The sequence below is a fragment of the Janthinobacterium sp. CG_23.3 genome (genome assembly GCF_046115965.1).
Classification (GTDB): Bacteria; Pseudomonadota; Gammaproteobacteria; order Burkholderiales; family Burkholderiaceae_D; genus Janthinobacterium.
Window position 1 is genome coordinate 1 of the sequence record NZ_JBJXIB010000138.1, and the last position, 15,326, is coordinate 15,326.

13 protein-coding genes and 1 pseudogene are annotated in these 15,326 nt (G+C 65.7%); 9 read left to right on the plus strand and 5 right to left on the minus strand.

All coding sequences use genetic code 11. From position 1 onward, the window contains the following. Positions 1–115: 115 nt before the first annotated feature. Both ACFDR9_RS23490 and ACFDR9_RS23495 read right to left on the minus strand, forming a co-directional pair. Positions 116–328: a hypothetical protein gene (locus ACFDR9_RS23490; protein ID WP_017878597.1), complete on the minus strand. Its 213-nt coding sequence runs from the start codon at positions 326–328 to the stop codon at positions 116–118. Next, positions 328–684, minus strand: a complete 357-nt coding sequence (locus ACFDR9_RS23495) for an FKBP-type peptidyl-prolyl cis-trans isomerase (protein WP_017878598.1) — start codon at positions 682–684, stop codon at positions 328–330. Before ACFDR9_RS23495 ends, ACFDR9_RS23490 begins: the two co-directional genes overlap by 1 nt. Before the next feature lie 191 nt (positions 685–875). Here ACFDR9_RS23495 and ACFDR9_RS23500 point away from each other — a divergent pair, with 191 nt between their 5' ends. From ACFDR9_RS23500 to ACFDR9_RS23525, 6 genes are all read left to right on the plus strand, one after another. Then, the gene (locus ACFDR9_RS23500) at positions 876–1,856 is read left to right on the plus strand and encodes a cytochrome D1 domain-containing protein (RefSeq protein WP_017878599.1); all 981 of its coding nucleotides are present in this window, start codon (positions 876–878) and stop codon (positions 1,854–1,856) included. A gap of 7 nt (positions 1,857–1,863) precedes the next feature. Continuing rightward, the gene (locus ACFDR9_RS23505; RefSeq protein WP_017878600.1) at positions 1,864–2,676 is read left to right on the plus strand and encodes a polysaccharide deacetylase family protein; all 813 of its coding nucleotides are present in this window, start codon (positions 1,864–1,866) and stop codon (positions 2,674–2,676) included. Beyond that, positions 2,673–3,668, plus strand: coding sequence for a sterol desaturase family protein (locus tag ACFDR9_RS23510; RefSeq protein ID WP_017878601.1), 996 nt, complete (start codon positions 2,673–2,675; stop codon positions 3,666–3,668). The genes ACFDR9_RS23505 and ACFDR9_RS23510 overlap by 4 nt, the downstream gene beginning before the upstream one ends. Further along, a complete protein-coding gene (locus ACFDR9_RS23515) occupies positions 3,668–4,495 on the plus strand; it encodes an EI24 domain-containing protein (protein WP_017878602.1) in 828 nt (275 codons plus the stop codon). The genes ACFDR9_RS23510 and ACFDR9_RS23515 overlap by 1 nt, the downstream gene beginning before the upstream one ends. 71 nt (positions 4,496–4,566) lie before the next feature. Then, entirely contained in the window at positions 4,567–5,352 is a 786-nt protein-coding gene (locus ACFDR9_RS23520; protein WP_327076155.1) for a molybdopterin-binding protein, read from the plus strand. A gap of 502 nt (positions 5,353–5,854) precedes the next feature. Then, positions 5,855–8,989 carry a transglycosylase domain-containing protein gene (locus ACFDR9_RS23525; protein ID WP_327076154.1) on the plus strand — a complete coding sequence of 1,045 codons (3,135 nt, stop codon included), beginning with the start codon at positions 5,855–5,857 and terminating at the stop codon, positions 8,987–8,989. 92 nt (positions 8,990–9,081) lie between these two features. Here the strand turns inward: ACFDR9_RS23525 and ACFDR9_RS23530 are convergent, their stop codons facing one another. Then, positions 9,082–9,705, minus strand: coding sequence for a glutathione S-transferase family protein (locus ACFDR9_RS23530; RefSeq protein WP_017878605.1), 624 nt, complete (start codon positions 9,703–9,705; stop codon positions 9,082–9,084). 127 nt (positions 9,706–9,832) lie between these two features. Between ACFDR9_RS23530 and ACFDR9_RS23535 the strand changes: the two genes are divergently transcribed. Next, the gene (locus ACFDR9_RS23535) at positions 9,833–11,185 is read left to right on the plus strand and encodes a TAXI family TRAP transporter solute-binding subunit (protein WP_327076153.1); all 1,353 of its coding nucleotides are present in this window, start codon (positions 9,833–9,835) and stop codon (positions 11,183–11,185) included. Positions 11,186–11,397: 212 nt separating this feature from the next. Here the strand turns inward: ACFDR9_RS23535 and ACFDR9_RS23540 are convergent, their stop codons facing one another. Both ACFDR9_RS23540 and ACFDR9_RS23545 read right to left on the minus strand, forming a co-directional pair. After that, a complete protein-coding gene (locus tag ACFDR9_RS23540) occupies positions 11,398–12,528 on the minus strand; it encodes a DUF3667 domain-containing protein (RefSeq protein ID WP_026133319.1) in 1,131 nt (376 codons plus the stop codon). A 103-nt stretch (positions 12,529–12,631) separates the two neighbouring features. After that, entirely contained in the window at positions 12,632–13,090 is a 459-nt protein-coding gene (locus ACFDR9_RS23545; protein WP_327076152.1) for a rhodanese-like domain-containing protein, read from the minus strand. 388 nt (positions 13,091–13,478) lie between these two features. On the opposite strand from ACFDR9_RS23545, the gene glnA reads away from it, so the two are divergent. Further along, positions 13,479–14,894 carry a type I glutamate--ammonia ligase gene (gene glnA, locus ACFDR9_RS23550; protein WP_026133320.1) on the plus strand — a complete coding sequence of 472 codons (1,416 nt, stop codon included), beginning with the start codon at positions 13,479–13,481 and terminating at the stop codon, positions 14,892–14,894. A gap of 158 nt (positions 14,895–15,052) precedes the next feature. Further along, positions 15,053–15,326 (plus strand): annotated as a pseudogene (locus ACFDR9_RS23555) (DUF4124 domain-containing protein); the annotation flags it as partial.

A 15,326-nucleotide genomic window follows, 5' to 3' on the forward strand; every position in this document is an offset into this window, starting at 1 on the left:
TCACCCCCCCCCCCCCTCCCCCAACACCCCCCCCCCCCCCCCCCTCCCCCCCCCCCCCCCCCCCCCCCCCCCCCCCCCCCCCCCCCCCCCCCCCCCCCCCCCCCCGGCCGGCGGCTTACTCGTCGCCGGAGCCGAGCACGGCGCCGCCGACTTTGACGGCGCCCTTGCCGACGGCGACGGTGGCGTCAACGGCGGTCGAGGCCACCGACACGCCCACGCCGACGACCGTCGAGGCGACCGCCACGACGACGCAGCCGCTCAAGGCCGGCAGCAGCGCCACCAGCAGCAGCGCGCTGCGCGCAACGGTAACAACGGCGGCCTGGGACATTACACGCCCAGCAGTTCGACGTCGAAAATCAGGGTCGCGTTCGGTGGAATCGCGCCGCCCGCGCCGCGCGAACCGTAGCCCAGCGCCGACGGGATGATCAGCTGGCGGGTGCCGCCGATTTTCATGCCCTGCACGCCCTCGTCCCAACCCTTGATGACGCGGCCGGCGCCCAGCGGGAATTCAAACGGGTCGTTGCGGTCTTTGCTGGAGTCGAATTTCGAGCCCTTGCTGCCGTCGTCGTTTTGCAGCCAGCCGGTGTAATGGACGACGACGTTCTGGCCCGCTTGCGCCTCGGCGCCTTCGCCGACGCTGACGTCGATGTATTGCAGGCCGGATGGTGTGGTGATTGTGGACATGGTTTTCCTTGTGTGTGGAGGGGCTAATCCTAGATTGTAGAGCAAGCAGTTACAAAGCGCTATTGGGCGTGGCCGGCGCGCGGCGCCGGCCGGAGAGCGAATTGATATCTGGGCGATATCTAGGCAATAAATCGAAGCGCATGCCCGTTTGCACGTAAAATAGCCTTTTCGGACTTTCAAGCGATTTTTTCATGTTCCGCAGTCTACGCCGTATCGTTTTTTCCAGTGTCTGCGCCATCTCGGCCGTCGCGGCCGTCTCGACGGCGCAAGCGGGTGTCGTGGTGGTTCTCAACTCGCGCGACGCCACCATCCAACTGTTGAACCAGGAAACCTTCAGCCCGATCTCCTCGATACCAGTGGGCAAGGAGCCGCACCATTTGATGGAAACGCCGGACGGCAAGTCGCTGATCGTCGCCAGTTCGGTCGGCAACGAGCTGATTTTCCTCGATCCGAAAACCGGTCAGTTGCAGCGCCGCATCAAGGACATCCTTGATCCGTATCAAATCGGTTTTTCGCCCGACCAGAAGTGGTTCATCTCCAATTCCCTGCGCCTGGACCGGATCGACCTGTACCGCTACGACGGCAGCGCGCTGACGCTGGCCAAGCGCATCCCGCTGGCCAAGTTGCCTAGCCACATGGCCTTCAACGCCGCCAGCACCATGGCCTTCATCACCCAGCAGGGCAGCGACCAGGTCAGCGGCATCGATCTGGCCACGCAAACGGTCAAGTGGACCATGCCGGTTGGCAAGCTGCCGGCCGGCATCGCCATGACGCCGGACGACAAATACCTGCTCGTCGGCATCATGGGCAGCGACTACGTCGAGGTGATCGACTGGAAGAGCCAGAAAATCGTCAAGCGCATCAAGGCCGGCGCCGGCACCCACAATTTCCGCGCGCTGGGCGACAAGCGCCACACCTTCGTCTCGAACCGGGTCTCGAACACGATCAACATCATCGACCAGCACACGCTGGAAAACGTTGGCACCATCAACGTGCCGGGCGGCCCGGACTGCATGGAGGTCAGCGCCGACGGCAAGACCATGTGGGTGACTTTGCGCTGGATTAAGAAAGTCGCGGTCATCGACTTGACCACGCGCAAGGTTGTCAAGTTGATCCCGGTCGGCCGTTCGCCGCACGGCGTGTATTTCGCCGGCCACTCGCCGCGCATTTAAGCGCGGCATGCCGATTCCGACCCCGCCCGCCCCGGCGCCGCGCGCCGCCCTGATCGCCGGCGCGCTGGCGGCGGCGCTGCAAGTGGCCGCGCCGGCCGCCGCCGCGCCGGCCTGCCAGGGCACGATTTACCTGACCTTCGACACCGGCAGCCAGTCGCAGGCCGAGCTGATCGCCAGCACGCTCGGGCGGCACCGCGTCAAGGCCACCTTCTTCCTGGCCAACGAAAAGACCAGCCGCGGCGACTATTCGCTGGACCCGTCCTGGGCCGCCTACTGGAAGGCCCGCGTCGCCGAGGGCCACGCCTTCGGCTCGCACACCTTCGACCACGTCTACCTGCGCCGCGACGCCGCGCCCGGGGCCATCGCGGTGCAGCCGCAGTTCGGCGCCAACGCCGGCAAAACGCTCCACTGGAGTGCGCGCCAGTTGTGCGAGGAAATCGAACGGGTCGACCGGCGCTTCCAGGAACTTACCGGCGCCAAGCTCGACCCGCTCTGGCGCGCGCCCGGCGGGCGCGTCTCGGCCGCCAGCATAGCCGCCGGCAAGGCTTGCGGCTACGCCCACGTGGGCTGGGCCAAGGCCGGTTTCTCCGGCGACGAACTGTCCAGCGAAGCCTACCCCAACCCGCTGCTGCTGCAACGCGCGCTGGCCAACTTGCGCGACGGCGACATCTTCGTCGCGCACATGGGCATCTGGTCGCGCCGGCAGGCGTGGGCGCCGGCCAACCTGGAACCGCTGATCGTCGGCCTGCAACAAAAAGGCTTTTGCTTCGCCACGCTGCGCGAGCATCCCGACTATAAACCCCTCATGAAGCGTCCATGATCCAATTTTTAATCGATGGCTTCGGCGCCACCCAGGGCTGGCTGTTCGAACACGCCATCCAACCCTTGATTTACCAGTTCGGCTTCGGCGCATTCACCGAGGAAGCCTTCGAGGGCACCGAGTGGCTGCTGATCGGCGTGTGCGAGCTGGCGCTGCTGTTCGTCGTGCTGCGCCCGCTGGAGGCGCTGATTCCGGTGCACCAGATCAGCGACCGGCGCGCGCGCTGGAACGACTTCGTCTACACCGTGCTGCACCGCGTCGGCCTGTTCCCGCTGCTGATCTTCTTCACGCTCGACCCGCTGATGGATAGCCTGGCCGGCGCGTTGCGGCTCGACGGGGTGCACCCGGTCAACCTGGAAACCTTGTGGCCGGGCATCAGTCCGATCGCCAGCTTCCTGCTGTACTTTGTCGTGCTCGACTTCTTCGACTACTGGTACCACCGCGCCTCGCACGTGTTCAACTGGTGGTGGGGCCTGCACAGCCTGCACCACAGCCAGCGCAATATGAACTTGTGGAGCGACGACCGCAACCACCTGCTCGACGACCTGCTGCGCGACGTCTTCATGGCGCTGATCGCGCTGGGCATCGGCGTGCCGCCCGGCCAGTACGTGTTGCTGGTGTCGGTCTCGCGCATCCTGCAAAGTTTGCAGCACGCCAACGTGCGCATCCATTTCGGGCGCGTCGGCGAACGCCTGCTGGTGTCGCCGCGCTACCACCGCATGCACCACGCCATCGGCGTCGGCCACGAATCGAAGGGCAAGGGCAGCCTGGGCGGCTGCAATTTCGCCGTCCTGCTGCCGATCTGGGACATCGTCTTTCGCACCGCCAACTTCACGGCGGAATACGCCGCCACCGGCGTGCGCGGCCAGTATCCCTACATCAACGCCGCCGGCAAGGCGATCCCGGGGCGCGACTACGGCCGCGGCTTCTACAGCCAGCAATGGCTGGGCCTGAAGCGCATGCTCGAATACATGCGCCGGAGCCCGGACTGATGCGCGCCGTGCTGAACGCCTATGGCCGCGCGCTGCTGTCGCAGTTGCACGGCCGCATGATCTTGCTGAGCCTGATCCCCTTCGCGCTGTCGGTGGCCCTGTGGGCCGCGTTGCTGTGGCTGGGCCTGCAACCGCTGGTCGACGCCCTGCACGGCTTTTTCGTCGAGCACGACGGCTTTCGCCTCAGCGGCGGCGTGCTGGGCGCGCTCGGCCTGGGCATGCTGAAGACCGTCATCGTGCCGCTGATCGCCATGTTCCTGCTGCTGCCGCTGATGATCTTGACGGCGCTGCTGTTCATCGGCGTGGCGGCGATGCCGGCGGTCGGGCGCCACGTCGGCGGGCGGCATTTCCCGCAACTGGAGAAAAAGCGCGGCGGCAGCTTCGCCGGCAGCCTCAAGACCAGCTGCGGCGCCTTCCTGGTATTCGTGCTGGGCTGGTTCGTCACCTTGCCGCTGTACGTCTTTCCGCCGCTGGCGCTGCTGGCCCAGGCGCTGCTGTGGGGCTGGCTGACCTGCCGCGTCATGGCCTACGACGCGCTGGCCGACTACGCCAGCGAGGACGAGCGGCGCGCGCTGATGCGCACCCGGCGCTGGCCCCTGCTGGCGATCGGCCTGGTCTCGGGCGCGGCCGGCTCGCTGCCCGGCCTGTTGTGGATGGGCGGCGCCATGTCGGTGGTGTTCTTCCCCTTCCTGGCGATGCTGGCGATCTGGTTGTATGTGCTCATATTCATCTTTACCGGCCTGTGGTTCGCCTATTTCTGCCTTGCGGCGCTGGGCGCGCTGCGCGGCGCCGGCGGCGCCGGGGAAGCGGCGGCGGCCGAGGCTTGAACGCGCCGGGCGCCACGGCCGCTAGCGCGGGCTTTGCAATCCCTACTTTCGACTATCACACAGGAGCGGCTATGGCTATCGGACTGATCATCATCGGCGACGAAATCTTATCGGGCAAGCGGGTCGACCAGCACTTCGCCAAGGTCGTGCAACTGCTCGGCGCGCGCGGCCTGCAACTGGGTTGGGCCGAATACCTGGGCGACGAGCCGGAGCGCATCGCGGCGACGCTGAAGCGCACCTTCGCCGGCGGCGACATCGTGTTTTGCTGCGGCGGCATCGGCGCCACGCCGGACGACCATACCCGCCAGGCCGCCGCCACGGCGCTGGGCCGGCCGCTGCGCCTGCACCCGGGGGCCAGGGACAGCATCCAGCAGCGCATCCTGGAGGTGGCCGCCGAGGCCGGCCGCACGGTCGACCTGGAGGCGCCGGACAATCTGCACCGCCTCAAAATGGCCGAGTTCGCCGAGGGCGCCGAGCTGATCCCGAACCCGTACAACAAGGTCGCCGGCTTCGCGCTGGGCACGCATTACTTCGTGCCGGGCTTCCCGGTGATGGCCTGGCCGATGATCGAATGGGTGCTCGACACCCATTATCCGCAGCTGTTCAACCGCGACGCCCGCACCGAGCAGGCGGCGCTGGTGTTCGAGGCGGCCGAGTCGACGCTGACGCCGCTGATGGAGGCGCTCGAGGCGCAGTTCGCGCTGGTGAAGGTGTTCAGCCTGCCGCACGTGGGCGACGCCAAGACGCGCCGGCATATCGAGCTGGGCGTCAAGGGCGAGCCGGCCCAGACGGCGGCCGCCTTCGCGCTGCTGTGCGCCGAACTGGAACGACTGGAGGTCGAGTACACGGAGATTTAATAACAAAATACTAGCGTCGGAAAACCCCGCTTTCTGGCGGACCGATGCGGCGCTGGCCGAATCCGGGACGCGCCGTTGTTTTTTTGCGAAAATCTCAACTGAAGCGGGTTTTTTATACACGCCACCCGGTCGCCGCGGTGCCGATGTGGTGGAATGGTAGTGCGACGCCGGCATGCGCCGGCGCCACGGCCGAACATTTCCAACCGACCGACAGTTTTACGCTCACTGAACCACGACTGACAGGTTTGACACATATGGGCACCTCCGAGAACCTGCTGCGCGTCGCCACGGCAACGCGCGCGTACCGTGTGCGACGCGCGTCGCGCGGCGGTGCGGCGGCGCCGGGGGCCGGCATATGTTAAGCAACCGCCGCTTTTCCCGCCCGCGCGTCGTGGTGCGCGCGGTGCGCAAACTGCGCGCCGGCGCGGCCGCGTTGCGCTACGGCCGGCCGCGGCCAGTCCCTTTTACCCATTTTCATCCTATGACACAAACAAGCGCACATATGGCCCCGGCCGACGTTCCGGTCCCGCCCCAAGAAGACGCCCCGGCGCCGCCAGCGGCGCCGAAAAAACCCCGCCGCCTCAAGGCCATGTTGCTGTTGATCCTGCTGGCGCTGCTGCTGGCGGCTGCCTGGTGGGGCGTGCGGGAAAGCCGCACCTCGGCGATGCAGGCGCGGTTCTTCACGCAACTGGTCGGCAAGCTCAAGTACACGGTCGAGGCCGGCCCTAGCCCGGCCGCGTCGATCCGTTTCCCGCAAGACAGCCCGTACGACGAGCGGCTCGGCTACGCCAACCTGCCGGACTTCCTCGGCAAGCTCAAGAGCAAGGACTACCTGGTCACGTCGCAGGCGCGCTTCTCGCCGAAGATGGTGGAACTGGCCGACATGGGCGTGTTCGCCACCTACCGCGAAAAGACCAAGGTCGGCCTGGCCATCCTCGACTGCCGCAGCGAGCCGCTGTTTACCGCCAGCTATCCGGAGCGCGTCTACAACGGCTTCGCGCACACCCCGGCCATCCTGGTGAAAAGCCTGCTGTTCATTGAAAACCGCGAGCTGCTCGACCCGACCTATCCGAAGCGCAACCCGGCGGTCGAGTGGGACCGCCTCAGCAAGGCCGTGCTCGACAAGTCGCTCAACACGCTGGGCGGCCACCGCAGCGGCGGCGGCAGCACGCTGGCGACGCAGATCGAGAAATACCGCCACTCGGCCGAGGGCCGCACCGGCTCGATGAAGGACAAGCTGCGGCAGATGGTCTCGGCCACCCTGCGCGCCTACCAGCAGGGCGAGGACACCACCGAGGTGCGGCGGCAGATCGTCGTCGACTACCTGAACACGGTGCCGCTGTCGGCCAAGCCCGGCTACGGCGAGGTCAACGGCATCGGCGACGGCCTGTGGGTCTGGTACGGGCGCGACTTCAACGAAGTCAGCGGCGAGCTGAAGGGCAAGCTCGACCAGCCCGGCAGCGCGCTGGCCTACAAGCAGGCGCTCAGCCTGCTGATCGCGCAGCGCCGGCCGTCGCACTACCTGGGCGCCGGCGACGAGGATCTGGAAGAGCTGACCAACAGCCACCTGCGCCTGCTGGCCCAGGCCGGCGTCATCACGGCGCAACTACGCGACGCCGCCACCGCCGTCAAGCTGCACACGGCGGCCGCCTCCGGCGCGCAACTGGCGCAGCCGATTTCCTTCGTCACGCGCAAGGCTTCGAACGCGGTGCGCACCCACCTCGGCGGCCTGCTCGGCGACGCCCGCCTGTACAACCTCGACCGGCTCGACCTGAGCGTGGTCAGCACGCTCGACGCGCGCGCCCAGAAGGACGTCACCACCGTGCTGCGCCAGTTGCGCGACCCGGAGGCGGCCAAGGCCGCCGGCCTGACCGGCAAGGGCATGCTGGGCAACGGCGACCCGGCCAACGTCGTCTACAGCTTCACGCTGCTGGAAAAGGGCGAGCAGGTCAACCGCCTGCGCCTGCAGACCGACAACTTCGACCAGCCGCTCGACATCAACGACGGCGCCAAGCTCGACCTCGGTTCGACCGCCAAGCTGCGCACGCTGGTGACGTATATGGACATCGTCGCGCAATTGCACAAGCGCTACGGCGGCATGGACGCGGGCGCGCTCGGCAAGGCCGTGGTCGACCCCAAGGACACGCTGTCGCAGTGGGCCATCGGCTACTTCAAGGCGCTGCCGCTGGACAAGGGCCGCGACCTGCCGGCGATGCTCCAGGCCGCGCTCGAGCGCAAGTATTCGGGCGGCCCGGGCGAAGGCTTCTTCACCGGCGGCGGCGTGCACTACTTCAACAACTTCTCCAAGCTCGACGACAGCCGCATCCTCACCGTGCGCGAGGCGTTGCGCCAGTCGACCAACCTGGTGTTCGTGCGCCTGATGCGCGACGTCGCGCGCTTCTACATGTTCCAGACGCCGGGCTCGTCGGCGTCGCTGCTGGCCGACTCGGACGACCCGCGCCGCGCCGTCTACCTGAGCCGCTTCGCCGACAAGGAAGGGCGCGAGTTCCTGCAGCGCTTCTACCAGAAGTACAAGGGCAAGAACGCCGCCGAGCAGGAAAAAGTGCTGCTCGGTAGCATACGCGCCACCCCGGTTCGCTTGAGCAATATCCACCGCTCGATCGCCCCCGAGGCCAGCGTGGAACAGTTCGCCGCCTTCCTCAAGGACAACCTGCCGTCGCAAAACGAAGTGCCGGCCGAGCGCGTGGCCAAGCTGTACCAGCAGTACGCCATCGGCAACTGGTCGCTGGCCGACCGCGGCTACCTGGCCAACGTCCACCCGCTGGAACTGTGGATGGTCGGCTACCTGCGCGGCCACGAGGGCGCGACGCTGTCGCAAATGGTCGCCGCCAGCGACAAGGAGCGCCAGGAAGTGTATAAATGGCTGTTCTCGACCCACCGCAAGCACGCCCAGGACCGGCGCATTTCGGAATTGCTGGAACTGGAGGGCTTCCTGGAAATCCACCGCCAGTGGAAAAAGATGGGGTATCCGTTCGACTCGCTGGTGCCATCCTACGCCACCACGCTGGGCGCCTCGGCCGACCGGCCGGCGGCGCTGGCCGAAATGATGGGCATCCTCATCAACGGCGGCGTGCGCAAGGCCAGCCAGCGCATCGAATCGCTGCACTTCGCCGCCGGGACGCCGTACGACACCACCGTCAAGCGCGCTACCAGCAGCGCCAACGAACAGGTGCTGGCGCCGGAAGTGGCGCGCGCGGTGGTTGACGCGATCGCCGAAGTGGTCTCCAACGGCACCGCCAAGCGCGTCAAAAGCGCCTTCGTCAAGGCCGACGGCAGCGTCATCCCGGTCGGCGGCAAGACTGGCACCGGCGACCAGCGTTTCGACGTCTACGGCGGCGGCGGTCGGCTGATCGAGTCGCGCTACGTGAACCGCTCGGCCACTTTCGTCTTCAACATCGGCGAACGCTTCTTCGGCAGCATGACCGCCTATGTGCGCGGCCCGGACGCCAAGAACTACGACTTCACCAGCGCGCTGCCGGTGCAGTTGCTGGTGGTGCTGGCGCCGAAACTGATGCCGCTGATCGAGCCGCCGGCGCCAGCCGCCGGCGCGCTGCTGAAGACCGCGGCCGGCCCGGCGCCGGGCCCGGCCGCGCCGGCGCAATGCGTCGGTGGTTGAGGGGAAGTGAGGGGGGCCGCGCCAGCGAACGGAAGCGGCGGTCTTACACCGGGGTCGGACCCTCGGGGTCAGGCCCCGGTGCGGCGCCGGCGTTACGGCGTGCCGTTGCGCCCGTGCAGCATGAAACCGGGGCGCTGGCTCAGGCGCTCGTAGTAGGCTGCCACGGCCGGGTAGTCGGGCCGCTTCATCGGCGTCATGTACCAGCGGTTCACCGACAGACCCAGCACCACGTCGGCCAGCGTGAAGCCGGGTCCGGCCACGTACTCGCCGCCGCCCTGCAAATGGCGCTCCAGCATGGCGGTGTGCTTGACCCAGTTGGCCATGCCGGCCTCCAGTTCGGCGGCGTTGCGGTGCTGCGGACTCTCGCGCACCAGCGCCATGAAGGCGTATTTCCACGAATTGTTCAAGTCCGTGGCTTGCCAATCCATCCATTTTTCGACGTGGGCGCGGGCTTGCGGCGCGCGCGGCAGCAAGTCCTCGCGTTCGTGCCGCGCGCACAGGTAGCGGCAGATGGCGTTCGATTCCCACAGCACGAAGTCGCCGTCCTTGATGACGGGTACTAGCGCGTTCGGGTTCATTCGGAGAAATTCCGGGTCGGCGGTAGACCGGAACCCCGCGCCCCAGTCCTCGCGTTCAAAGGGAATGCCGATTTCGGCGCAGGTCCACAGCACTTTGCGCACGTTGATGGAAGACGCCTTGCCCAGTATTTTCAACATAAACTTCCCTGTTTAATAAACATCGTTCCACTGTACCCGAATTGACGCGGCGCCGCATGGACAAGCCCCTTGCATAGTTGCGCAAATATTGGCATGGTATCAACCCATGAAACCTATGCGCTATACCATGTCCAAAATCCTGACGTTCACGCGTTTTTCGGTGCGCGACCTGCTCGTCACCGCCGGCCCCACCATCGCCGTCATCGTCGCCGTCTGCGCCGTCGCCTACTGGCTGGTCGACCCGGCGCCGCCGCGCAAAGTGAGCCTGGCCACGGGCCAGGACAACAGCGCCTATAGTGAATTCGGCAAGCAATACGTCGCCGCGCTGGCCAGGCACGCCATCGTCGTCACGCCGCAGCCTTCGCTCGGCTCGCAGGAAAACCTGCAGCGCCTGAACCAGGGCGCGGTCGATATCGCCTTCGTGCAAAGCGGCTCGACCGAACAGGCCGAGGCCGAGCGCAAGGGATTGATTTCGCTGGGCAGCTTGTTTACCGAGCCGGTCTGGCTGTTCATGCGGGAGGAAAAATCGATCAATCAGTTGACCCAGCTCAAGGGATTGAAAATTAATCTGGGACCGGAGGGCAGCGGCGTGCCGCGCCTGTTCAAGCAGGTGCTGGCGGTCAACGGCGTCGAGGCGGCCGACCTGGTCATCGGCGGGCTGGAAAACACCCCGGCCACCGTGGAATTGCTGGAGGGGCGCATCGACGCGCTGGTGTTTAGCTCGGCGCCGGAGGCGCCGCTGATCCAGATGCTGCTGCAAACGCCGGGCATCACCCTGTTCGACTTCGCCCAGGCCGAGGCCTACACCCGGCGCCTGCCGTTCCTGACCCATGTGACCTTGCCGCGCGGCATCGTCGATCTGGGCCGCGACCTGCCAGGCCAGGACTACCAGTTGATCGCGCCGACCGCGACCCTGGTCGCGCGCGAGGACTTGCATCCGGCGCTGATCGACCTGTTCGTCCAGGCCGCCGGGCAGATCCACGGCGGCACCGGCTGGTTCCAGCAGCAGGGCCAGTTTCCGTCGGCGCGGTATACCGAAATTCCGGTGGCGCGCGAGGCCGCCAAGTTCTACAAGGACGGCGCGCCGATGTTGCAGCACTATATGAGTTTTTGGCTGGCCAATTTCTTCGACCGCATGTGGGTGCTGGTGGTGGCGCTGGGCGCGCTGATCCTGCCGCTGTCGAAGGTGGTGCCGCCGCTGTACGTGTGGCGCATCCGTTCGCGCGTGTACCGTTGGTACGGCCAGTTGCGCACCGTCGAGCAGGCGCTGGAGGAGGCGCCGGAGGAGCGCCGCGCCGAGATCTACGCCGAGCAACTCAAGCGCCTGAATGAAATCGAGGAAATGGTCAACCAGATATCGATACCGCTGTCGTTCGCGGACGGCCTGTACGGCCTGCGCAGCCACATCAACTTCGTGCGCCAGCGCGTGCTCGGCCTGATGGCCGGCAACTCGGCGGAAGCGGCCGTCGTGGTGGATTGAGCCGGGGTTGGCCCCTGATACCGCTACGTTAAGGCTTTGCGTAGATCGGCTTAAGCCGGAACGGCGTAACCCGACTGGCGTCGGCAGCGGCTCGGCGTCGGATTACGCTGTCGCTAATCCGACCTACGGAAGCTCAAGGTAGCGGTATTAGGGGCGGGCCCGAGGGTCGGACCCGCCGGCGGCGCCGCGGTTTTAGGCGCGGCGCGGGCGTCTCATTTCACGCTGAGCACGGTGATCAGCGCCAGGAACAGCAGGAACACGCTGCCGACGACAAACAGCAGCAGCGCGGTGCGCCACAGCGCCGCGCGGCGGCTGATGCCGTAGGCGCCGCGCAGTTGCACAAACATGTGCAGCGGCGGCGCGAGCAGCAGCAAGCTGATAAACAAGGTGTCGGCGTCGAGCTTGGCGAGCACCGCCAGTACGCTGAACAGCAATGACATGAAGCACAGCGAATACAGCGAAAACACGGCGTGGTCGTACATGGTGATGTCGCGCCGGCGCACGAACATCAACCAGAGGAAGGGCAGGGTGATCGGCACCAGCGCGAAGGAGAACTTGTAGGCGGTGTTCTTCAGCTTGTAGAGCATCAGGTCGGGGTTCTTCAGCGCGCGTTTGAGCGGCAGGCCGATGCTTGGATCGTCGGTCGTGATGATGCTCGACCAGTCGCGCCGCTCCTCTTCCGGCGCCGCCGTGGCGGGGGCCGTCCCCGCCGCCGTCTTTCGGGCGGCCTTGGCGTCGAATTCCTGGAGTATGTTTTGGTTCAGCGCCAACGCGGCGCGCTCGCTCTCCAGTTCGCTGCGCGCTGCGGCCAGGTCGGCGTGGCTCGGCTCGCCGCCGGCGCGCGCCTGCAGCTTGGCCAGCGCCGCCTCGGCGCGGCCGACTTCGGCCTGCTTGTCGGCCACTTCGTCGACCAGTCCGCTCCGCGACCCGGTGTTGCCCGGCCCCTTCACGTTGATGCTGCCGCTGGTGTACGAGAACACAAAGAACATCAGGAAGATCATGAACAGGAACAGGCCGAGCGGCGAGACGTAGCGCGCGCGCTGGCCGTTGACGTAACGCCGCGTCAGTTGGCCGGGCTGGGCCACCAGCATCGGAATGGTGCGCCAACCCTTGGCGTCGAAATGCAGCATGCCGTGCAGGACTTCCTCGCCCAGGTGCAGCAGGGAGCGATGCACGTGCGCGGCCTGGCCGCAGGCGTGGCAGTATTGTCCGCTCAACGGCGTGGCGCAATTGGCGCAATTGGCGTCGTGCTGGCCTGCGGCCTTGCCGCCTTCGCCTTCGATAGCGCTGGCCGCCAGCCCGGCCGTGAGCAGCGCGCCGACCGATTCGATTTCCATACTCATCCCGCGCTCCAAGTAGTTGTCGCGCAGATTGTACCGAAATAATCGATGAGATTATTGTAAAACCAAGCTTTCCTTATGGAATTAGTCGAAACCCTCGAATGGTTTACGCGCCCAGCCAGGGCAGGCCGCACTTGCACCAGCCGGCCACGTGTTTGCGATGGCCGTGTTCGTCCTTGTCGCCCTCGAAGCCTTCGAGGATGTCGAAGCAGTGCGCGTAGCCGTTTTCGGTGGCCAGCTTGGCCGCATGGCGCGAGCGCACGCCGGAACGGCACAGGAACAGCAGCACCTCGTCCTTGCCGGCGGCGGCGGCCAGTTGCGCCAGGAAGTCGGGGTTGGCCGCGCCGCCCGGGTAGGTGCTCCATTGCACCGCGCCGTGCTGGGCGGCGGGAATATCCACCCGGCCGACCCAGTCGCGCTCGGCGTTGGTGCGCACGTCGATCAGTTTGATGGTCGGGTCCGCTTCCAGCAGCGCGTGCGCCTCTTGCGGCGTGACGGCGCCCGCATAGGGTGCGGGCTGGATGCGGGCGCGCGCGGCGCCCAGGATGTCGGCGACAAAGCTCATGGTATTTCTCCGGTCGGAGTGGAAGAAGGATGGCTTGATTATAGTGCGCGCCGGACGCTTCGTCGCGGCCGGCGCAATGCACCGCAACGATGCGTTTTTGGCGTTTTTGAAAAAAACGCACAAGGATAGTGCGATAATCGTTTTTTGCACTTCTTTAGTGCGTTATTGATGTGGCGCAAAGTAGTGCAAAAAAGTTCACGAAGGCGGAAATACCGCTGTCTTTTCAAGCGCTTGCCGGCGGACTCGGCAATTTGCCCGGGCTACCGGGGCTGGCATGGAATCTGCTATCATTTCATTGAGTTTTGGTCGCACGCAATGTTCGCTTGGCGCCGCATGATCAGCCAGTAAGACATGGTCGGCTCACCCCACATTTATTTAGGAGATACGCATGGCAATGACAGCCGCAGAAGTCTTGAAAATGGCAAAAGACAACGAAGTGAAATTCGTTGATTTCCGCTTTGCCGACACCCGTGGTAAAGAACAACACGTGACTGTTCCCGTGTCGCATTTCGATATGGATAAATTTGAATCCGGCCACGCCTTCGACGGTTCGTCGATCGCCGGCTGGAAGGGCATCGAAGCGTCCGACATGATCCTGCTGCCGGATCCCAACACGGCCAACATCGACCCGTTCATGGAAGAGACCACCCTGTTCATGCAGTGCGACGTGATCGAACCGTCGGACGGCAAGGGTTACGACCGCGATCCGCGCTCGATCGCCAAGCGCGCCGAAGCCTACCTGAAATCGTCGGGCCTGGGCGACACCGCCTACTTCGGTCCCGAGCCGGAATTCTTCATCTTCGACAGCGTGCGCTGGAAAATCGACATGTCGGGTTGCTTCGTCAAGATCGGTTCCGACGAAGCCTCGTGGTCGACCGGCAAGGACATCGAAGGCGGCAACAGCGGCCACCGTCCTACCGTCAAGGGCGGCTACTTCCCGGTGCCGCCGGTGGACAGCTTCCAGGACATGCGTTCGGAAATGTGCCTGATCCTGGAATCGCTGGGCATCCCGGTCGAAGTGCACCACCACGAAGTGGCCGGCGCCGGCCAGAACGAAATCGGCACCCGCTTCTCGACCCTGGTCGAGCGCGCCGACTGGACCCAGAACATGAAGTACGTGATCTGGAACGTCGCCCACAGCTACGGCAAGACCGCCACCTTCATGCCTAAGCCTATCGTCGGCGACAACGGTTCCGGCATGCACGTGCACCAATCGGTATGGAAAGACGGCAAGAACCTGTTCGCCGGCGACGGCTATGCCGGCCTGTCCGATTTCGCCCTGTACTACATCGGCGGTATCATCAAGCACGCCAAGGCGCTGAACGCCATCACCAACCCGGGCACCAACTCGTACAAGCGTCTGGTTCCAGGCTACGAGGCGCCGGTCAAGCTGGCGTACTCGGCGCGCAACCGCTCGGCCTCGATCCGCATCCCGCACGTGGCCAATCCTAAGGGCCGCCGCGTCGAAGCGCGCTTCCCGGACCCGCTGGCGAACCCGTACCTGTGCTTCGCCGCGCTGCTGATGGCCGGCCTGGACGGCGTGCAGAACAAGATCCACCCGGGCGAAGCCGCCTCGAAGGATTTGTACCATCTGCCGCCCGAGGAAGACGCGCTGATCCCGACCGTCTGCGCCTCGCTGGAAGAAGCGCTGGACGCGTTGAACAAGGACCGCGAGTTCCTGACCCGTGGCGGCGTGTTCAGCGACGCCATGATCGACGCCTACCTCGAATTGAAGATGCAGGACGTGCAGCGCATGCGCATGACCACGCATCCGGTCGAATTCGACATGTACTACTCGCTGTAACGGCGCCGCGCCGGCCCGCTGCCGGCGCCGGGGCTTAAAAGAACGCGAGGCGAGCCACACGGCTTTCCTCGCGTTTTTTCATTGATGTTGTATATTCGGCTTGGGCTGATTTATTCGCGCACCGCGAATGGGCTACTGGAATGACAAGCGGATTGAATATGCAGAAAATCGCAGCACCTGCCACTGTACTGGCGCTGGCCGCCGCGCTGGCGCTGGGCGCCGGCGCGCAGGCGCGCGCCGACGGCCAGATTTTTTTGTGCGTCGACGCCGACGGGCGCAAGGAATTGACCGACGTGAACCGCAAGGGCCAGTGCAAGCTGCTCGACCTGCCGGGGGCGATCGCGCCGGCGCCGGTATCAAAGTGCCGCCACTCCCCCTCGGACCCCCCACCCGCCCCACCATGCCCGCCACCGCCTAACCCCCGGCACAATA

Bases quoted from the DNA above. Each gene is read 5' to 3' on its own strand.
- ACFDR9_RS23490 (WP_017878597.1), bottom strand. From the start codon at position 328: ATGTCCCAGGCCGCCGTTGTTACCGTTGCGCGCAGCGCGCTGCTGCTG.
- ACFDR9_RS23495 (WP_017878598.1), bottom strand. From the start codon at position 684: ATGTCCACAATCACCACACCATCCGGCCTGCAATACATCGACGTCAGC.
- ACFDR9_RS23500 (WP_017878599.1), top strand. From the start codon at position 876: ATGTTCCGCAGTCTACGCCGTATCGTTTTTTCCAGTGTCTGCGCCATC.
- ACFDR9_RS23505 (WP_017878600.1), top strand. From the start codon at position 1,864: ATGCCGATTCCGACCCCGCCCGCCCCGGCGCCGCGCGCCGCCCTGATC.
- ACFDR9_RS23510 (WP_017878601.1), top strand. From the start codon at position 2,673: ATGATCCAATTTTTAATCGATGGCTTCGGCGCCACCCAGGGCTGGCTG.
- ACFDR9_RS23515 (WP_017878602.1), top strand. From the start codon at position 3,668: ATGCGCGCCGTGCTGAACGCCTATGGCCGCGCGCTGCTGTCGCAGTTG.
- ACFDR9_RS23520 (WP_327076155.1), top strand. From the start codon at position 4,567: ATGGCTATCGGACTGATCATCATCGGCGACGAAATCTTATCGGGCAAG.
- ACFDR9_RS23525 (WP_327076154.1), top strand. From the start codon at position 5,855: ATGGCCCCGGCCGACGTTCCGGTCCCGCCCCAAGAAGACGCCCCGGCG.
- ACFDR9_RS23530 (WP_017878605.1), bottom strand. From the start codon at position 9,705: ATGTTGAAAATACTGGGCAAGGCGTCTTCCATCAACGTGCGCAAAGTG.
- ACFDR9_RS23535 (WP_327076153.1), top strand. From the start codon at position 9,833: ATGTCCAAAATCCTGACGTTCACGCGTTTTTCGGTGCGCGACCTGCTC.
- ACFDR9_RS23540 (WP_026133319.1), bottom strand. From the start codon at position 12,528: ATGAGTATGGAAATCGAATCGGTCGGCGCGCTGCTCACGGCCGGGCTG.
- ACFDR9_RS23545 (WP_327076152.1), bottom strand. From the start codon at position 13,090: ATGAGCTTTGTCGCCGACATCCTGGGCGCCGCGCGCGCCCGCATCCAG.
- glnA (WP_026133320.1), top strand. From the start codon at position 13,479: ATGGCAATGACAGCCGCAGAAGTCTTGAAAATGGCAAAAGACAACGAA.